Raw genomic sequence first — 18,482 nt, 5'->3', positions numbered from 1 at the left:
CTGTTGTCGTCTGGCGCGTAGATATGCGTTCTCAGGCCCAGCTGGGCTGCCGCCATGGCTATCATGCGGCCGAGCTGTCCGCCGCCGAGAATACCAAGAGTGCAGCCGGGACGGATCATGATCAACACCCATGTTCGTTTAAGGTCAGTCCCTGTTCGCTCTGGTGCATTTTTTTACACCTTTGTTGGGATGTAAGTCTCGCACTAAGCTTTAAGGAATTTGCACAACCAGATAGCACTAGTACCGTGTCGACAAATTATTTACCCTTTATCTAACGCGATCCTGATGCTCTGTAAGCAGAGGCAGGTTAGAGGATTATTGGTGACGTACGGCTCCTGTCCAGTGAACTAGGGGATAGCTGTAAGGAATTCAATCGTGACTTTATCGCCTGCCTTGTGAGAGTTCAGGTGTAGGTTTTATGGCACGACAGCATTTTTGCAGAATTCGAATGTCATCTGTGGCGTACACTCGCGGAAACACCAATATGCTTGTAAATGGAGGCTAATTGTGAACAGAGAACTATTGGCAGAGAAACTTGAACGTCTTGATCCCGGAGGAATCCTCACGATTCCCGAGTACGAGCTAGCCCATATATTTGATGCGGTCACGCTTTCATATGATTCGCAACAGGCACTTCGGACCATTACGGCCTTCGCGCTTGAACACCGATGCACGTTCTCGTTTCACCAGCATCAAGGTGCGGCCCCCTGCTTCGAAAAAGACGACATCTTCTAGGAATACGCATTGTCTGCGGCCATTTTTGCTTCGACCTATTGCGGCTTTGATCGCGAAGTCGAACGGGTTAGCTCCTGCCGAGCCCATATCTGAAGCACGCACTAATGCAAATAGGCTAACTCCATCGAAGCAAAAGTGTGCTCAGCGGTGGGAGAGTGAGTGCAAGGGAGGTCGGGCGGCCGTGGGCTGAAATCTCCTCCGTCTGCAGGCTGCTTCCATTGCCAATGTTGCTGCCTCCATAGATGTGAGCGTTCGTGTTAAGAAGCTCGTGCCAGAGACCTGCCTTGGGAACGCCAATGCGATAGTTCATCCGCGGAACTGGGGTCATGTTGCTCACGGCGAGGATGATAGACCTGCCATCTCTCGACGTTCTCAGCATAGCGAAGACAGAATTCGCGGAATCGTCCACCACGGCCCAGGCGAATGCATCAGGATCATTATCGGTGGCGTGGAGCGCCGGCTCGGTCGCGTAGATGCGGTTGAGGTCGCGCACGAGCCTCTGGATACCCGAGTGCTGCGGGTTGTCCAAGAGGTTCCAGGAAAGGGACGCGTCGTGGTTCCACTCTAGATCCTGTGCGATTTCACCCCCCATGAACAGGAGCTTCTTTCCGGGATGCGCCCACAAGTACCCAAAATAAGCCCGCAGATTGGCAAAACGCTGCCACTCGTCTCCGGGCATCTTGCGGATCAGCGAGCCTTTCCCGTGCACGACCTCGTCATGGGACAATGGCAGGACAAAACGCTCTGTGAAGGCGTAGACCATGCCGAATGTGAAGGCCCCGTGATTGTAGCTGCGGTAGACGGGGTCCTGTTCCATGTAATGGAGCGTGTCGTGCATCCAGCCCATGTTCCACTTGAACGTGAAGCCGAGCCCGCCCTCCTCTGGGGGCTTGGTGACGCCAGGCCACGCGGTCGACTCCTCTGCGATGGTGATGGCCCCCTTGCAGCGATGAGCGATGATGCTATTGAGATGCTTGAAAAACTCGATCGCCTCAAGGTTCTCGCGCCCACCATGTCGGTTCGGGATCCACTCGCTGGCCTTACGGCTGTAGTCGCGGTAGAGCATCGACGCTACGGCATCGACCCGCAGAGCATCGACATGATAACGCTCCAGCCAGTCAAGGGCGCTGGCGATTAGGAAGCCTTTCACCTCGTTGCGCCCAAGATTGTAGATCAGCGTGTTCCAATCCTGGTGGAATCCTTCCTGCGGATCCTGGTGCTCGTAGAGGGCCGTCCCGTCGAATTGTGCAAGGCCGAAGACGTCGGTGGGGAAATGCGCCGGAACCCAGTCAAGGATAACGCCGAGGCCCGCCTCATGGCAGCGGTTGACAAAGCCTGCGAAATCCTCCGGCGTTCCGTAGCGCCCGGTGGGGGCGAAGAGCCCTAGCGGCTGGTAGCCCCATGAGCCCCCGAATGGATACTCCATGATCGGCATGAGCTCGATATGGGTGAAGCCCAAGCCCGATACGTAAGGGATCAGGCGGTCCGCCAGTTCGGTCCAGTCGAGGCTGCGGTTGCCCTCTTCGGGCAGGTGAAGCCAGGAGCCGGCATGGACCTCGTAGACGGAGATCGGCGCACTCTCCGACTGCCGCGCGGCTCGCGCGCTCATCCACTCCGAGTCCGTCCACCGGAACGGCTCCGGGCGCGCCACTATGGAGGCGCTGCCGGGCGCGGCCTCGCTCGCCCGCGCCACCGGGTCGGCCTTCTGCGGAAGCAGTTGACCGTGCGGTCCGATGATCTCGTACTTGTAGCGATCGCCCGGCCCGAGGCGCGGGATGAATAGTTCCCACACGCCGGCGCCGGGGTGCAGGCGCATGGGGTTGCGTCGCCCGTCCCAGCTGTTGAAATCGCCCACCACAGACACGCGCCGTGCGTTGGGTGCCCAGACGGCGAAGCGCACGCCGGGCACTCCGTCGACCAATGTGGCCTGAGCACCGAGTACATGACTGAGCTCGTAGTGAGTACCCTGACCGATCAGGTGCAGGTCTAGCTCTCCTAGAAGCATGCCGAAGCTGTAGGGGTCCTCCGTTTCCTGGACTGCTTCTGGCCAAGCGATGCGCAGCCTGTAGGCAGCCTGGTGACTGAGAACGCCAACAAATAGCCCCTCTGCATGGACGCGTTCGAGCCGCGTCAGCGGGGTTCCTGTGTCCCGCGCTAGGAGTTCGACCGTTTCCGCTCCCGGCATGAAGACGCGAATGATGCTTCCGTGGGCTGTCGGATGCTGTCCGAGGATAGAGAACGGATCCCGGTGCAGCCCCCCCACCAGGGCTCTAACCTGCTCTTCGTCGACACCAGCGAAGGCGCAATCCTGTCCAGCCGTCATTGGCGTCCTCCATTCTCCACCCCAATGAGGCGCTGAGCGATTTGCGACAACCCCCTGAGCGGGATCGCCAGCCACCGGGGTCGATTGGATGCTTCGTACTGGATCTCGTAGGCCGCTTTTTCTAAAAGGAACAGATCGAGCAGGCGACTGCGCCGGTCTTCCGAGAGCCCAAGATGGGGTGCCCCGGCGATGACGCTCCAATAAGTGTCCAGAAATGCCTTTTCGGCTCCCGCATAGAACTGCTCAAGCAGGTATCTGCGGGTATCGCTGAACGACTGGGTTGACAGTTCCTCCTCGGACATCGCTGCGGATACGGCCGTGTAGTCGAGCGAGCGTAGCAGACCGGCCACGTCGCGGAGCGGGCTCGTCTTGGCGCGTCTTTCCTCCAATTCGCGGACTGGCTCGCCTTCGAAGTCAATGATGTAGGCGTCGCCGTGAGCGACAAGGACCTGTCCGAAATGGAAGTCGCCGTGAATGCGCGTCAGGAGCGTCCCCCGGCCCACTTCCGCCAGCTCGGCGACGGCCGCGACTAGATCGTCGCGCTGCCCCAAAAGATCATCGGCCAATCCGCCGAGTTCGGGATCAAGGTCACCGCGCACGTCGCCGAGAATATCGAGGGCGGCGACGAGCTGGCTGCGGGCTCTCATCTTCCAAGTGTCGATTTCGTCAGCGCCAGCCTCAACAGGCGCGAAAGCTGGACCATCCGTGGGAGCGGCCAGCGCCACATGAAGCTCGCCGAGGCGGCGACCGACCACGCCTGCGAAGTTCTCAAGGGTGGTGAAGACGCCCTCCTCCGGAGCACCGTCAGTTTCGATGAGTTCATACTCATCGAGGGTGCGCTTGAGGTTTTCGAGCATCCAGTTCCAGGCGTCGCCTTGGTTGCGGATCGCGCCCTGAACGATTATCAACGTATGGGGCGTGCCATCCTGCGAGATCCGCACGACCTCGCCTAGAAGAGGCGCCGAATTCTTGTATCCGACCTTGGTGAGGTACTGGGTCATCTCCGCCTCGGGATGTATGCCGGCGAAGACGCGGCGGATGAGCTTGATCATGGCAACGTCGCCAACGACGAGCGAACTGTTCGACTGCTCGGCCGAAAGCCAGCGAATGGGGGCATCCGCCGTCGCCTCCATGCAATCGAGCTCGGGCGTCCCGATGAATCGGATATCGCCATCCGGCGTCGCGACAGTGGACCTCTCGCACAAGGCCCGAAGCACGCCATGCACCCAGCGGTCCACGGCAAAGCCGTCGGTCAAGAAGCCGACGCGGCGTCCGGTACGAACCCGAGCCAGCGCAAGCTGCTGAGGCAGCGGCAATGCACCGGCGCTTTCCCACGCAATCCCGAGCGGCATGCAATAGCGCTCGGCGCGGCCACCGACTTGTGCTTCGACCTCCGCCATCAGCACATCGCTGGCGAAGGGCATCGGCACCGCCCATGGAATGCGCGCGCCGTCCAAGCTCTCATTCTTGGACGCAAACCAGCGCCTCATCGGCAGATAAGTCGGCAGGATGTCGCTTGCGATCACCTTCGCGTTCCGCTCGCCCAAGATCTCTTTGATGCCGCTGCGGAGAACAAGTGTCTGGAAGTCGGGCAACTGCTCGGGTGGCGCACTCCGCCATTGGGGAGAATCCACGTCTGTCGTTAGCTGGAACCAGTAGAAGCCGTAGGGCGGCAGCGTTAGAAGATAGGTCAGCTGGCCAATGGGCGGGAACGGCGACGGACCGGTCATCTCGACGGGCACTCGGCCGACAAAAGCCGAGAGGTCAAGCTCGACCGCCTGCGGTGTCCGCGACAGGTTCGCCACGCACAGGATCGTCTCACCCTCGTGTTCGCGCAGATATGCCAGCACCTTGCGGTTGGTGGGATAAAGGAGCCGGAACGTGCCGCGGCCGAAGGCGTGATGGTTGCGGCGGAGCATCAGCATGCGGCGCATCCAATTCAGGAGCGAATGCTGATCGCGGCTCTGCGCCTCCACATTGACCGACTCAAAGCCGTAGACCGGGTCCATGATCGCGGGCAGCACGAGGCTTGCGGGGTCTGCTCGCGAGAAGCCGCCATTGCGGTCGGGGGACCATTGCATAGGGGTCCTGACGCCGTCGCGGTCGCCGAGATAGATGTTATCGCCCATGCCGATCTCGTCGCCGTAATAGACCACCGGCGTTCCGGGCATGGACAGCAGCAGCGCATTCATCAATTCGATGCGCCGCCGGTCCCGCTGCATGAGCGGCGCAAGCCTGCGGCGGATACCCAGATTGATGCGCGCCCGCCTGTCGGCCGCATAGGTGTTCCAGAGGTAGTCGCGCTCTTCATCAGTGACCATTTCGAGAGTCAGTTCGTCATGATTCCGGAGGAAGATCGCCCACTGGCAGTTCTCGGGGATCTCGGGCGTCTGGCGCAGGATGTCGGTGATTGGGAAGCGATCCTCCTTCGCAATCGCCATGTACATGCGCGGCATCAGTGGGAAGTGGAATGCCATATGGCATTCGTTGCCGTCGCCGAAATACTCCTGCGTATCCTCCGGCCATTGATTGGCTTCCGCCAGCAGCATTCGATCCGGGTATGTGGCATCGAGATGCGCGCGGATCTTCTTCAAGACCTCGTGGGTCTCCGGAAGGTTCTCGTTATTAGTGCCCTCGCGCTCGACCAGATAGGGAATGGCGTCGAGGCGAAGCCCGTCGATGCCCATATCGAGCCAGAATCGCATGACGCTCAGAACTTCCTTGAGGACGCGCGGATTGTCGAAGTTGAGATCCGGCTGGTGCGAGTAGAAGCGATGCCAGAAATACGCGCCCGCCACTGGATCCCAGGACCAGTTCGACCGTTCGGTGTCGAGGAAGATGACTCTGGTCTCCGGGTACTTCTGATCCGTGTTGGACCAGACGTAAAAGTCACGCTCGCGTGAGCCCGGCTTTGCGTGGCGTGCGCGCTGAAACCAGGCATGCTGGTCCGACGTGTGATTGATCACGAGTTCGGTGATGACTCGAAGCCCGCGCGTATGGGCTTCGCGCACGAAGGCCTTGAACTCCTTCAGTGTCCCGTAATCCGCGCTGACATCACGGTATTGCGCGATGTCATAGCCGTCGTCGAGGCGTGGCGACGGATAAAATGGAAGCAGCCAGATCGTGTTTACGCCGAGCGAGGCGATGTAATCCAGTTTGGCGAGCAAGCCTGCGAAATCGCCGATGCCGTCGTTGTTGGCGTCGAAGAACGACTTCACATGCAGCTGGTAGATAATCGCGTCCTTGTACCAAAGGGGGTCCTTGTCCAGGGACGTTTCGCTCTTTAGGGATGTATCGTTCTTCTTGAGCATTCTTATTGATCCTTTGGGGCAATTCGCCAGATCGAGAAGGGCAGCTCGCCCGGATCGCAGCGGATGCGCTGATACTTGCCTGTCCAAGTGAAGCGCTGGTGGCGCACCAGATCCTCGACCGCCAGGGAGCCGTGATCAGGCAGACCAAACTTCCAGAGTGGAAGCTCCACGTCTGCCTCCTGAACGTTGTGGGGATCGAGGCTGACGGCCACGAGAATGACGTTCTCGCGTCCGGGCATAGCCTTCTCAAAGAAAAGGATGTTGTCGTTCCAGGCATTGAGGAACGAGATGCCGAGATGGGAGTGCAGCGCGGGATTGTTGCGCCGGATGCGATTAAGGATCGTGATTTCGTTGACGATGTTGCCGGGCCTGTCCCAGTCCCATACCCGGATCTCGTATTTCTCGCTGTCGGCATACTCCTTCTTCTTCGCATCAGGCCGCCCCTCGCAGAGTTCGAAGCCGTTATACATACCCCAGAGGCCGGAGAGGGTCGTTGCAAGCGCGGCGCGGATCAGGTAGGCGGAACGCGGCGCGTTCTGCAGGAAGTCCGGATTGATGTCCGGCGTGTTGACGAAGAAATGCGGTCGGAAGAAATCCTTCGGGGGCGTCTGCGAGAGTTCCGTCATATACTCCGTAAGTTCCCATTTCTCGTTGCGCCACGTGAAATACGTGTAGGATTGCGAGAACCCGATCTTGGCGAGCCGGTACATGACCTTCGGCCGCGTGAATGCCTCGGCTAGGAAGGCGACGTCGGGATGATCGCGCCGCACGTCCGCGATCAGCCACTCCCAGAACGGGAACGGCTTCGTGTGCGGGTTGTCGATACGGAAGAGTTTTACGCCCTGCTCGACCCAGAGCAGGATGACATTGCGCAATTCCACCCAAAGGGATGGCAACGCCCCCTTGGCGTAGAAATCCACGTTGACGATATCCTCGTACTTCTTCGGAGGGTTCTCGGCATAGCGGATCGTTCCGTTGGGCCGCCATTCGAACCAGTCCGAATGCTCCTTCAGCCAGGGATGATCAGGCGAGGCCTGGACGGCGATGTCCAGCGCCAGTTCGAGTCCATGATCGGCCGCGGCCGCCACGAGCCGCCGGAAGTCCTCGAAGGTGCCAAGCTCCGGGTGGATGGCGTCGTGGCCGCCCGCCTCCGAGCCGATCGCATAGGGGCTTCCGGGATCATTGGGTCCGGCCGTGAGGCTGTTGTTTCGTCCCTTGCGATGGGTCCGGCCGATGGGATGTATCGGCGTCAGGTAGAGCACGTCAAATCCCATGTCACGGATTGCGGGCAGACGACGGATCACGTCGTCGAACGTGCCATGGCGCGTGAGTTCCCCGCTCTGGGAGCGTGGGAACAGCTCGTACCAGCTCGCGAACCCCGCAGCCTTGCGCTCGGCATCGAGCGGAATAGGCCTGGAGCGCACCAGGAACGGCCGCCGGTCCGCTGCAACCATGATCTCCGAGGTCTCGGGCGACAGGAGGATGTCGAGCCGGCTATCGTAATCAGCGTCTATCAGCGTGTCGGCGATGGGCCGGACGCGGTCGGCGACCTCGCCTTTCGTCTCGGCGCGCGCCGCCTCGACCAACAGGCGTCCTTCCTCCAACTCCAGGGTCACGTCGAGGCCCGCGGCGTATTTCTTCTGCAGTTCGGAGCGGAAGATGGCGAAGGGATCGCGCCAAGCCTGGACGGCGAACTCATAGCGGCCGAGGCGCTCCAGCGGGAATTCGGCGCTCCAGCGGTCGTTGACCAGATGCGTCATGCGGGTCTCGCGCCACTGGGTCTCGTCGACCGCACGCCAGACAAGGGCCACGGCCAGGGGATCGTGACCGTCGCCGAAGACATCGGCCTCCACGCGTACCACGTCGCCGACGATGCGCTTGACCGGGAATTCGCCCGCCTCCACGGCTGGCGCGACATTCTCGATCACCAGCCGCGGCGCGCCTATCGCCTGTTCGATAGCCGGTGCGGGCGCGGCTCCCCTGATGGCCTCCAGGGGGCGGCCTTCCAGCACCCGGACCTCGCCGGGCCGGAGCCATACCGTGGTGGTCGGATTGAGCTCGAGACCGCCCTCACCCTTCTCGTGGAACGGCACGAACCGCGAGCCTCCCTCCGATACCAGGAAGGAGCCTGCCGCGTGAGTGCTCCGCCGCAGATCAGCGTTTGCAAGCACGAGGCGAGCAACCTTCCCCTGTCCGACATTCTCCGCATCGATCCTAAGGATCGCTGTGACCGGCGAGGCATTCCCCACCACGAGGTGCAGGGGCATGCGCGCGAAGCGTCCATCCTCCTGAGCAAGGAACTTATTCACCGCTCGCACTACTCCGGTGAGATCAGCGCTGCCGCTCTCCTTCAACCCGGCAAGGCCCGCGCCGTCGCCGCGGCCAGGATCGAACCGGTCCCGGCATCCGTATTCGAATCCCATGGGCACCAGGAGCCCGTCCCCGAGGGCTGCCGACAGCCACAGGGCCCGGCTGGCGCGCCGCTCCAGCATTTCCACAGGCTCAAGCTCGTGCGCGAGGCGCTTGTCGAAGGGAGCCTCCGGAAAGGCGATTTCGTAGCCGATGCTCCGCTGCAGTTCATGCTCATCGACGATCCAGCCCTCACGCAGGTCCCACCAGCGAAGGGACGAGAACGTTCCGTCAACCCCGGTCCTGCATAGTCCCTGCCGCGCCTCGGTGGCAGCGCCCGGGGTCCAGGCGAGGAAACGGGTCTCGGATGCGCTCCGCCGCACAGTCGCGATCAGGCGCTTCAGGGCCTGCGGCGGAACCCTGTCCCAATGCAGGCAGCGGAAGCCCGACACCCCGGCGGCGACAAGCGCCCGCAGGCGGTCCGACAGCATCGCGATGAAGGGATGATCGGCCGAATCGGCGGGGCCGAAGGGAATGAAGAGGGCCCCACGGTCAGCAGGGTCTTGGCGGGGATCGAGGAAGCCGGAGTTCGAGGGCGCAAGACCGAGCTCCCGGGCGAAGGCGCTCTCGGCCGCGACCCGATCGACGACGACGTCGAGGGCGAGGGCGAGGTTGCGCGCGCGGGCCTGGTCCACCAGGTGCGCGATGCCGTCAACCGCCTCCCCACCACCGAGAGCGGGGTGAAGCCGCTCCATGTCCTGCGGAAGAAAGACGCTGCCGCCATGGCCGGGGTCGAAGGGAGGCGCCATGAGGATGGTGTCAAAGCCCAGCCCAGCGGCGTGATCGAAGATCTCGTCCCAGGCGTCGGGAGACCCGATCAGCAGCGGATGCACATAGTAAATCCGAGGCGGCGCGCGATCCGGGGCTTCCATGCGGAATGTCTGGGAACTTCTCGGGAGGGCGTCTGCTGGTGACACGATCTGGTCCGTCGCTGTTAGATTTGATCGATCGGTGGCGAGCTCGTAGCCGGTAATCGAAACGCGGTGGTACGACCGGCAGAGCCTCTCTGTCAGAAACAGTACCTCTTCCCGTTTGTTCCTGAAGGTCCGACACCGCGGCGGCTTCAGGCGCGCGTGGCCTGCCGCCGCGGGGATCTGCTACGGACCCTGGCCCGCTTCGGCTCTAGCGGCTCCTCCTCGGCTTCTGCGGCGGAATCGGCGAGGCAGGAGAGAAACTGTCGGCACCAAGCTCCGACCGTATTAGTCTGCAGGCGCTCCCACATGGTGATCCAGCGCTCCTGCCTCTCCGCTAGGGGCATCTGCAGCGCCCGCGTGATGGCGGCGGCGCAGGCCTCCGTATCGTAGGGGTTGACCAGAAGCGCGCCATTGAGCTCATGCGCCGCGCCCGCGAAGCGCGACAGGATCAGCACGCCGGGATCTTCCGGCGGCTGGGCGGCGACAAATTCCTTGGCCACGAGGTTCATCCCGTCCCGCAGGGGCGTCACGAGCCCGACTTGGGACATCCGGTACAGGCCTGCGAGCGCCGCGTGTCCGACCGTCTGGTTGACGTAGCGGATTGGCGTCCAGTCCACCTCGCCGAAATTGCCGTTGGTCCAGCCGGCCTGCTCAGCAATCTCGTGCTGCATCCGCTTGTACTCGGGCACGTCCGAGCGCGATTTCGGGGTGATCTGGATATAGGTGACGCGGTTGTGGAAGGCCGGGCTCGACTTGAGGAAGCAGGAGAACGATTCGATCCGCTGCTTGATGCCCTTCGAGTAGTCGAGCCTATCCACTCCGATGATGAGATCCCGGTCGCCCATGCTGGCCTTGGTCCGGCGAACTAAGGCGTTCTTCTCGCCGCTGACCGCAGTTCGGGCGAAGGCCTGCGTGTCGATCCCGACCGGGAACGGCTCGACCCGGATGCGCCGGCCGTCGACCTGATACTCGTTCGGCCCCATCGGCTGTCCGATGCCTTCCCGGACGAGGCATTGCTGAAAGTTTTCCACATCCAGCGGGGTGTGAAAACCGACCACGTCATAGGCTCCGAGCCCGCGCAGGAGCCGCTCATAGGCCGGAAGAGCGCTCGCCACGTCGGAAGGGGGCCACGGAATGTGGAGGAAGAAGCCGATCCGGTTGTTGAAACCTAGCTTGCGCAGCTCCGCCGCCAACGGAATGAAGTGATAATCGTGAATCCAGATGATGTCGTCGGGCTGGAGCAGGCGCGCGAGGGAGGCCGCGAACGCGCGGTTGACCCGGAAATACCCATCCGTGTCACTCCGTTCGAGCTGCACGAGATCGAGCCTATAATGGCATACCGGCCACAGGGCGCGGTTGGCAAAGCCGGCGTAATACTCGTCGTAATCCTGCTGGGTCAGATCGACGACCGCAAATGTAATTTTGCCCCCTTGAACCACTTCTGGCTTGTCGGATGCGTCGCCGACGATGTTGCCGGACCAGCCGAACCAAAGGCCTCCGCTCTCCTTGAGGGCCCCTTCCAGAGCAATGGCCAGCCCACCGGCCTTGGTCGAGCCGTCCTTCGGCACGGGAACCCTGTTCGAGACGACCACAAGCCGCTGACGAGACCCAGAGGAGGATTTCCCATTCGGGGCGGACCGGGGGGAAGTCCCTTTGGGGGAGGAAGAACCCTGGCCCTGTGCGCCTTTGCGGGCAGGCGCCGAGGTCGCGGGTTGCGGCGCGTCAGAGAGAATCTCTTGCTTGCGAGCCATGGAAGAACCTGACAGGATTGTTGAGGCCACAACAATCCAGCTTCGTGGCGGTTCCGGCTGCGGAAGAATAAGCCTTGCATGGCTAACAGGCCCCTCAGCCGAGCACACGCACTTTGGACAAAAGTGTGGCAGTCCGTTACAGTTTCATAGTATTTTCGAACTACTATTTTGTATTATGATTGACTTGTGATCGGCCCCAGATAATGGACGTCGCCAATAAACAAACTTTCATTCACTATCGCTTTCGATATTAGAAGATCAGGGGCTATCCCGTGCAGAATTCGGATCAGAATTTATTGTCTCCCCTTGCCGTCGACAATGGATACTCAGCGGACGCATCTGCAGTGTCGCCGATATTAAGTCCTGCCGACGCGCCCACCTTCCAGAAAGCCATTTTGGCGAAGCTGGCTTACGCGGTCGGCAAGGACCCCGCTCATGCCACAGACCGCGACTGGTTCGTGGCCACGGCTCTCGCAGTCCGGGATTGCGCCATCGATCATTGGACGGCCTCCAAGGCGCGGAACCAGGCGGCCCAGAAGCAGGTCTGCTACCTCTCCCTCGAATTCTTGATCGGGCGGCTCCTGTTCGATATTTTGAACAACCTCCGCCTCACCGAGTCCGCCCGGGAAGCCCTGGCCGGGCTGGGAATCGACCTCGACAATCTGCGCGCCATCGAGCCGGACGCGGCCCTTGGAAACGGCGGCCTCGGCCGGCTCGCTGCCTGCTTCATGGAAAGCATGGCCAGCCTCCAAGTACCGGCCTATGGCTACGGGATCCGTTACGAGCATGGCCTCTTCCGCCAGGTCATCATGGATGGACGTCAGCACGAAGTTCCCGAGGACTGGTTAGCCTACACCAACCCATGGGAATTTGAGCGCTCCGACGTAATCTATCCGGTCGGCTTCGGTGGCACCGTCGAGGATATTCAGGCGAACGGCTCACCTGTCGCGGTCTGGAGACCGGCTGAAACAGTTCAGGCCGTCGCCTACGATACGCCGGTTGTCGGCTGGCGCGGACGCCATGTGAATTCGTTGCGGCTCTGGTCGGCGCGGGCGGCCGAGCCCCTGCGCCTGGACGCCTTCAACTCGGGCGACCATATTGGCGCGCTCGCCGACCGGGCGCGGCTTGAGGCGATCTCCCGCGTGCTCTATCCGGGCGATGCGAGTGAGGCTGGACGGGAGCTGCGCCTGCGGCAGGAGTTCTTCTTCACCTCCGCGTCGCTGCAGGATTTGCTCGCCCGCCATCTCCGCCTGCATGGCGATCTGCGCAGCCTACCCGACTGGGCGGCGCTCCAGCTCAACGACACCCATCCGTCCATTGCGGTCGCGGAGCTGATGCGGCTTCTCGTCGACGAGCACAGCCTTCCCTGGGAGGAGGCTTGGACGATCACCACCGGGACGTTGAACTACACCAACCACACGCTTATGCCCGAGGCCCTGGAGCGCTGGCCCGTGTCGCTGATGGAGAGGCTTCTCCCGCGCCACCTCCAGATCATCTACCGAATCAACTGGCAGCACCTCGAACCCCTAGTCTATCGCTCGGCTGACAATGAGTTCATCAAGTCCGTCTCCATCATCGACGAAGGGAGCGGACGGTACGTGCGCATGGGGCATCTGGCCTTTATCGGAGCCCACAAGGTCAACGGCGTCTCGGCGCTACACACGAGCCTGATGCGACAGACCGTGTTCAAGGATCTGCACGCCCTGTACCCTGCGCGCATCGTCAACAAGACTAACGGCATCACATTCAGGCGGTGGCTTCATCAGGCGAACCCAGGGCTGACCCGCCTCCTAGTGGGGGAACTCGGCGACGGGGTTCTGGATGACCCGGAAGTGCTCATCCAGTTGGACAGACTGGCGGACGATGCCGCGTTCCAAAATCTGTTCAGGAACCAGCGCGCCGCATCCAAGGCCAATCTGGTGAAGGTCATCGCCGAGCGAACCGGCGTGCTGGTCGATCCGGGCGCCTTGTTCGACGTCCACATCAAGCGCATTCACGAGTACAAGCGGCAGCTCCTGAACATCCTCGAGACCGTCGCGCTCTACGATGCCATTCGGGCTGAGCCCGAACGGGATTGGGTGCCGAGGGGCAAGATCTTCGCCGGCAAGGCCGCCGCTAGCTACCATCGGGCTAAACTGATCATCAAGCTCGCGAACGACGTGGCGAAGGTGGTCAATGCCGACCCAGTCGTGGCCGGCCGCCTGAAAGTCGTGTTCCTGCCCAACTACAATGTTAGCTTGGCGGAGACCATTATCCCTGCGGCCGACCTGTCCGAGCAGATCTCGACCGCCGGCATGGAAGCCTCCGGCACAGGCAACATGAAGCTCGCCCTCAATGGGGCGCTGACGATCGGCACTCTCGACGGGGCTAATATCGAGATCCGCGAATGCGTCGGGTCGGAGAACATCTTCATTTTCGGTCTGACCGCCGGCGAGATCGAAGCCCGCCGCCAGGTTGGAATGAACCAGTGCCGAGTGGACGTGTCACCCCGCCTCGAGCGAGCGCTCGGCCTGATCGGATCGGGAGCCTTCTCGCCGGACGAGCCGCACCGCTTCGAGTCCCTCGTTCACGCCGTACGCTCCGACGATCCCTTAATGGTGGCTGCGGATTTCGACTCGTACTGGACCGCTCAGCGCGGAGTTGACGCCCTGTGGGCGAATCCTTTCGCCTGGTGGCGCGCCAGCGTGCTAAACACAGCGAGGGTGGGCTGGTTCTCCTCTGATCGTACTATCCGCGAATATGCTGACGGTATCTGGAAGTTGCCTGTCTAACCCGGGCGCAAAAGCCTCTGTTCCAGGACCATGATACACCCTTCATTAGGCCTCAGCTTGAATGGCTTGCGCCCGTGATCCAGCCGTTCTGTTAATCTGGCGGCAGATATAGTGCTTGGGTTTGGTGGTCTCGGGCGAGCGTTAGTCTTTGCCGGCCGTTGAGCCCTTTACCGGAGGCGAAGGGGTTCAGTTGAAGCTTCTGATGCAGCTCACGTGAAGACCGGACGGGAGCTCAGGTTAGGCAGCAGCGTTGAATAGACCAGCAATGAAATCACTCTGGGCGTTCATATCATTCGCTGGCACGGGGTTGTCACATTAACTTGGGCATGAGGGGAGGCGTGTAGTTAGGCAAGCATGTCTAAGCCCGTCAGCTACAAACGTCACCGCTTTCCGCTTGAGACCATCGCCCGCGCCGTCTGGCCGTATTTCCGGTTCCCCTGAGCTCGCGGCGGGTTGAGGAAATGCTGCTCGAACGAGGTGTCCTCGTCTCCTATGAGACAGTCCGCCGGTGGGCGCTGAAGTTCGGCCCAGACCATGCTCGCCGCCTCAGGCGCAAGAAGCCGAGCTGCCGCGACATCTGGCACCTCGACGAAGTTGTAGGGTTCTGTCGCAACAATTTGCTTCAGAGTTTCATTTACGGTGACCATAGCCACAGGAGTGGAGACACGGATGTTCAAAGGCAGACATTTCGATCGGTCGGTGATCCTGCTCTGCGTCCGGTGCCCTGACATCATCCCGGTTCCAGTGCCATAGGCTTGTGAAGGCGCCTATTGGAAGTTCCGCTAACGTCCGGTGTTGGTCAATCTGAGCCGTTAGGCTTGGCCGTCTGAAGGTCAGCTTACTCTGTGAGTACGGAAGTAAGGTTAAGCTCAGCCCAGTGCCAGATGGAGAAGTTGAAGTGCGGGCCCGATCAGGTCCGCTTCGCGATTGATCATTGGCGCGCAGCCCACGCTCGGAAAGGCAGGACATAAGCATTGCCGAATAATGGCGACACCCTAGTTCGGCTTAGGTTTTCTCGGCTGTAAAGCGAGCCCTCGTTGATATCGTTGTACGAATCGAGCAGTCCAGCAGCCCCAGCATTCCTGGCCGGTGGCGGCGCGATGGGTGAGTTGATGCGGACCCACGACTGGTCCGCCTCTCCACTCGGTGCACCAGAGACTTGGCCCCAGAGCCTGCGTACAGCTGTGGGCATGGTGCTCGGCTCGAAGTTCCCGAGCTGCCTCGTCTGGGGTCCAGACCTGATCACCCTCTACAACGATGCTTTCCGTCCAATCCTCGGCATCAAGCCCGAGGCTCTCGGCCGGCCTTTCAGCGAGGTGTGGAGCGAGGCCTGGGACACGATCGGGCCGATCGCCGACTGCGCCTTTGCCGGTGAGCCGACCTTAATCGAGGACTTCCCGCTCATCGTCGAGCGGCACGGCTATCCGGAGCAGACCTACTTCACCTTCTGCTACAGCCCCGTTCGCGATGAAACCGGCAATGTCGCTGGCTTTCTGGACACGGTCATCGAAACCACGGGCAAGGTGCTGGCGGAGCAGCGCCAAGGCTTTCGGCTTGCGCTCGAGGAGCGGCTTCGCGGCGTAACAGAGCCGCGTGCCGTCATGGCGGCCGCTGTCGAAGCGCTCGGCCGTCACTTGGGCGCTAACCGGGTCGGCTACAGCGAAGTGCAGGCAGGCGACGAGACGATCGTCTGTGACGCATGCTTTGTCGACGGCGTCGAGCCTCTCATCGGGACATTTGCTCCCAGCGACTTCGGTTCTGTCAGCATCGCGCGCCAGCGGCAGGGGCTGACAGAGGTCTGCAACGACGTGGAGGCGGATCCGGCGCAGGTTCATGCAACCTGGGCTGCAATCGAGACACGCTCGTTCGTGTCGGTGCCCCTCCTGCGCGACGGCCGCTTAACCGCCACGCTCTACGTCAACTTTCGCGATGTTCATCACTGGACGGCGCACGAGATCGCACTGGTGGAGGAGGTCGCTGCACGGACTTGCGTGGCGGTCGAACGCGCCCGGGTAGAGGGCGCACTGCGTCAGAGCGAGGCGCACTACCGTGCGCTGTTCGAGAACATTGATGTTGGATACTCAATTCATGAGGTAAAGTTTGACGAGAACCAGAACTCGGTCGACTACCGTGTGGTCGAAGCCAACCCGGCGTTCGAGCGGCAGACAGGCCTTGTCGATGCAGTCGGGAAATGGGTGAGCGAGCTTACGCCTGGCATCGAACAACACTGGATCGACGCTAACGGCCACGTCCTGCTAACCGGTGAGCCGGTGCGCATCGAGAACTATGTCGAGCCCCTGGCGCGCTGGTACGACGTTCACATCTTCCGGACAGGGGAGCCGCGCGAGCCTCGTGTGGCCGTCCTGTTCAACGACATCTCGGAGCGCAAGATCGCCGAGCAGCAGCTGCGCGAGCTTAACGCAACGTTGGAGGAAAGGGTCGCTAAACGTACCGCTGAGCGCAATCTGCTCGCAACGATCGTCGAGGTCACCGACATCATGGTGCTGGCAGTCGACCTCGACTTCAACATCCTTGCCATAAACACCGCTAACGCTGACGAGTTCGAGCGCATCTACGGCGTGCGGCCGAAGGCTGGCGACAACATGCTCGGGCTGCTCGCCGACCAGCCGGAGCACCAGGAGCAGGTCCGAGCCGGCTGGGCGCAGGGCATGCGCGGGGAGAGCGTCACCTTCGTCGAAGACTACGGCGACCCGGGCCGCGTCCGGCCGTACTATGAGGTGAACTTCCAGCCCCTACGGAACGAAGCAGGCGAGCAGATCGGTGTCTACCAGTTCGTCATAGATGTGACCCAGCGCGTCCGTGGGCAAGCACAACTTGCCGAGGCGCAAGACGCCCTTCACCAGTCGCAGAAGATGGACGCGATGGGGCAGCTGACCGGCGGCGTGGCGCACGACGTGAACAACCTGCTCACCCCTATCGTGGGCGGCCTCGACCTTCTTCAGCGAAAAGGGCTTGGCGGCGGTCGCGAGCAGCGGCTGATCGCAGGCGCGCTCGCTTCGGCTGAGCGTGTGCGCGTGCTCGTGCAGCGGCTGCTTGCCTTTGCTCGGCGCCAGCCGCTGCAGCCACAGCCGGTCGACGTGGGCTCGCTGATTGCTGGCATGGCTGATCTCATCGCCAGCACCTCAGGTCCCCAGGTCAAGGTGACCGTAGACACCGCAAGCGACCTACCGGCAGCGCTCGCCGATCCCAATCAGCTCGAGATGGCGATCCTAAACCTGGCCGTGAATGCTCGTGATGCGATGCCAAACGGCGGCCAGCTCACGATCTCGGCCCGAGCCGGCGATGTCGAACGCGTTCACTCGTCGGGTCTGGCGGCCGGCTCATACATCCGCTTGTCTGTCGCGGACACGGGCACTGGGATGGACGCAGAGACGCTGAAGCGCGCGGTCGAGCCCTTCTTCAGCACCAAGGGCATCGGGAGGGGCACGGGCCTTGGCCTCTCGATGGTGCACGGGCTTGCCGCTCAGCTTGGTGGCACGCTCACGATCAACAGCAAGCCAGGACTTGGCACGAACGTCGAACTGTGGCTTCCGGCGACCGAGGCCGGAACCGAATCAGCCGAGCGACCCGGCGAACCCGAGGTGAGCATCACGGCGGGCACCGTGCTTCTGGTCGACGACGAGGAACTGGTGCGCGCGAGCACCGCCGATATGCTCGTCGAACTCGGCTACACGGTTGTGGAGGCGATGTCTGCCGAGGAGGCGCTGCGTCTGCTTGAGGACGGCTTGGTGCCTGACGTTGTGGTCACCGATCACCTGATGCCGGGAATGACGGGCACCGAGCTCGCGCGTGAGCTGCATCGGCGACTGCCCGGCATCGGAGTGCTCATCATCTCAGGCTACGCCGACGTCGAAGGCGTCGCGCCCGACCTGCCGCGCCTGGTGAAGCCGTTCCGGCAGGCAGAACTCGCGGCGAGCCTTGCCGCTCTCGGAAAAAGCTAAGGTTGAGAACCGTTGCACTGCGTTCGGCTCCATCAAGAACCCGCACAAGTGCGGACCGACAGCTTCCGGCCAGACTCTTACGCTGTAACTCCCTCGGTGTCCTCCTTCCCTGGCCGGATTAATCGCGGGCTCACGCAAGGGGGTACCGCAAGACAACAGCACGCGTATCGGAGATGAGCATTACGACAGTGACTCAACCCAGCGAACAGGCCTTGAGCTGACCGCAATAGGTGTTTTGACATTAAACAGCATCAGGCGCATTGAGGCCGCCTTGGTCGCCGGACCGGCTCAAGCCGCAATGTTGGC

Annotated in this window: 6 protein-coding genes and 2 pseudogenes; 3 read left to right on the top strand and 5 right to left on the bottom strand. The window is 61.8% G+C overall.

The genetic code is table 11. The features are described from left to right. The 5 genes and pseudogenes from JKG68_RS33810 to otsA form a co-directional block, all read right to left on the bottom strand. A pseudogene (locus tag JKG68_RS33810) lies at positions 1–119 on the bottom strand (5-(carboxyamino)imidazole ribonucleotide synthase); the annotation flags it as partial. A 731-nt stretch (positions 120–850) separates the two neighbouring features. After that, a complete protein-coding gene (glgB, locus tag JKG68_RS25990; RefSeq protein WP_202064573.1) occupies positions 851–3,058 on the bottom strand; it encodes a 1,4-alpha-glucan branching protein GlgB in 2,208 nt (735 codons plus the stop codon). Continuing rightward, positions 3,055–6,369 (bottom strand): maltose alpha-D-glucosyltransferase, encoded by a 3,315-nt coding sequence (treS, locus tag JKG68_RS25985; RefSeq protein ID WP_202064565.1) that lies wholly within the window; start codon positions 6,367–6,369, stop codon positions 3,055–3,057. Before treS ends, glgB begins: the two co-directional genes overlap by 4 nt. A gap of 2 nt (positions 6,370–6,371) precedes the next feature. Further along, on the bottom strand, positions 6,372–9,650 hold the full coding sequence (locus JKG68_RS25980; RefSeq protein ID WP_202064562.1) for a maltotransferase domain-containing protein: 3,279 nt from the start codon (positions 9,648–9,650) through the stop codon (positions 6,372–6,374). 191 nt (positions 9,651–9,841) lie between these two features. Continuing rightward, on the bottom strand, positions 9,842–11,284 hold the full coding sequence (otsA, locus tag JKG68_RS25975) for an alpha,alpha-trehalose-phosphate synthase (UDP-forming) (RefSeq protein ID WP_312890973.1): 1,443 nt from the start codon (positions 11,282–11,284) through the stop codon (positions 9,842–9,844). Positions 11,285–11,787: 503 nt separating this feature from the next. Here otsA and JKG68_RS25970 point away from each other — a divergent pair. The 3 genes and pseudogenes from JKG68_RS25970 to JKG68_RS25960 all read left to right on the top strand — a co-directional run bounded on the left by JKG68_RS25970 (position 11,788) and on the right by JKG68_RS25960 (position 18,176). After that, the gene (locus JKG68_RS25970; RefSeq protein ID WP_376773210.1) at positions 11,788–14,214 is read left to right on the top strand and encodes a glycogen/starch/alpha-glucan phosphorylase; all 2,427 of its coding nucleotides are present in this window, start codon (positions 11,788–11,790) and stop codon (positions 14,212–14,214) included. A 354-nt stretch (positions 14,215–14,568) separates the two neighbouring features. Next, positions 14,569–14,813 (top strand): annotated as a pseudogene (locus tag JKG68_RS25965) (IS6 family transposase); the annotation flags it as partial. A gap of 501 nt (positions 14,814–15,314) precedes the next feature. After that, on the top strand, positions 15,315–18,176 hold the full coding sequence (locus tag JKG68_RS25960; RefSeq protein ID WP_202064558.1) for a PAS domain-containing protein: 2,862 nt from the start codon (positions 15,315–15,317) through the stop codon (positions 18,174–18,176). Positions 18,177–18,482: the final 306 nt, after the last annotated feature.

The sequence above is a fragment of the Microvirga aerilata genome (assembly GCF_016743775.1).
GTDB lineage: Bacteria > Pseudomonadota > Alphaproteobacteria > Rhizobiales > Beijerinckiaceae > Microvirga > Microvirga aerilata.
This window is presented reverse-complemented; position numbering and strand designations above follow the sequence as displayed.

Excerpts from the sequence above, each read along its gene's own strand:
- glgB (WP_202064573.1), bottom strand. The coding sequence starts at position 3,058 with ATGACGGCTGGACAGGATTGCGCCTTCGCTGGTGTCGACGAAGAGCAG.
- treS (WP_202064565.1), bottom strand. The coding sequence starts at position 6,369 with ATGCTCAAGAAGAACGATACATCCCTAAAGAGCGAAACGTCCCTGGAC.
- JKG68_RS25980 (WP_202064562.1), bottom strand. The coding sequence starts at position 9,650 with ATGGAAGCCCCGGATCGCGCGCCGCCTCGGATTTACTATGTGCATCCG.
- JKG68_RS25960 (WP_202064558.1), top strand. The coding sequence starts at position 15,315 with ATGGGTGAGTTGATGCGGACCCACGACTGGTCCGCCTCTCCACTCGGT.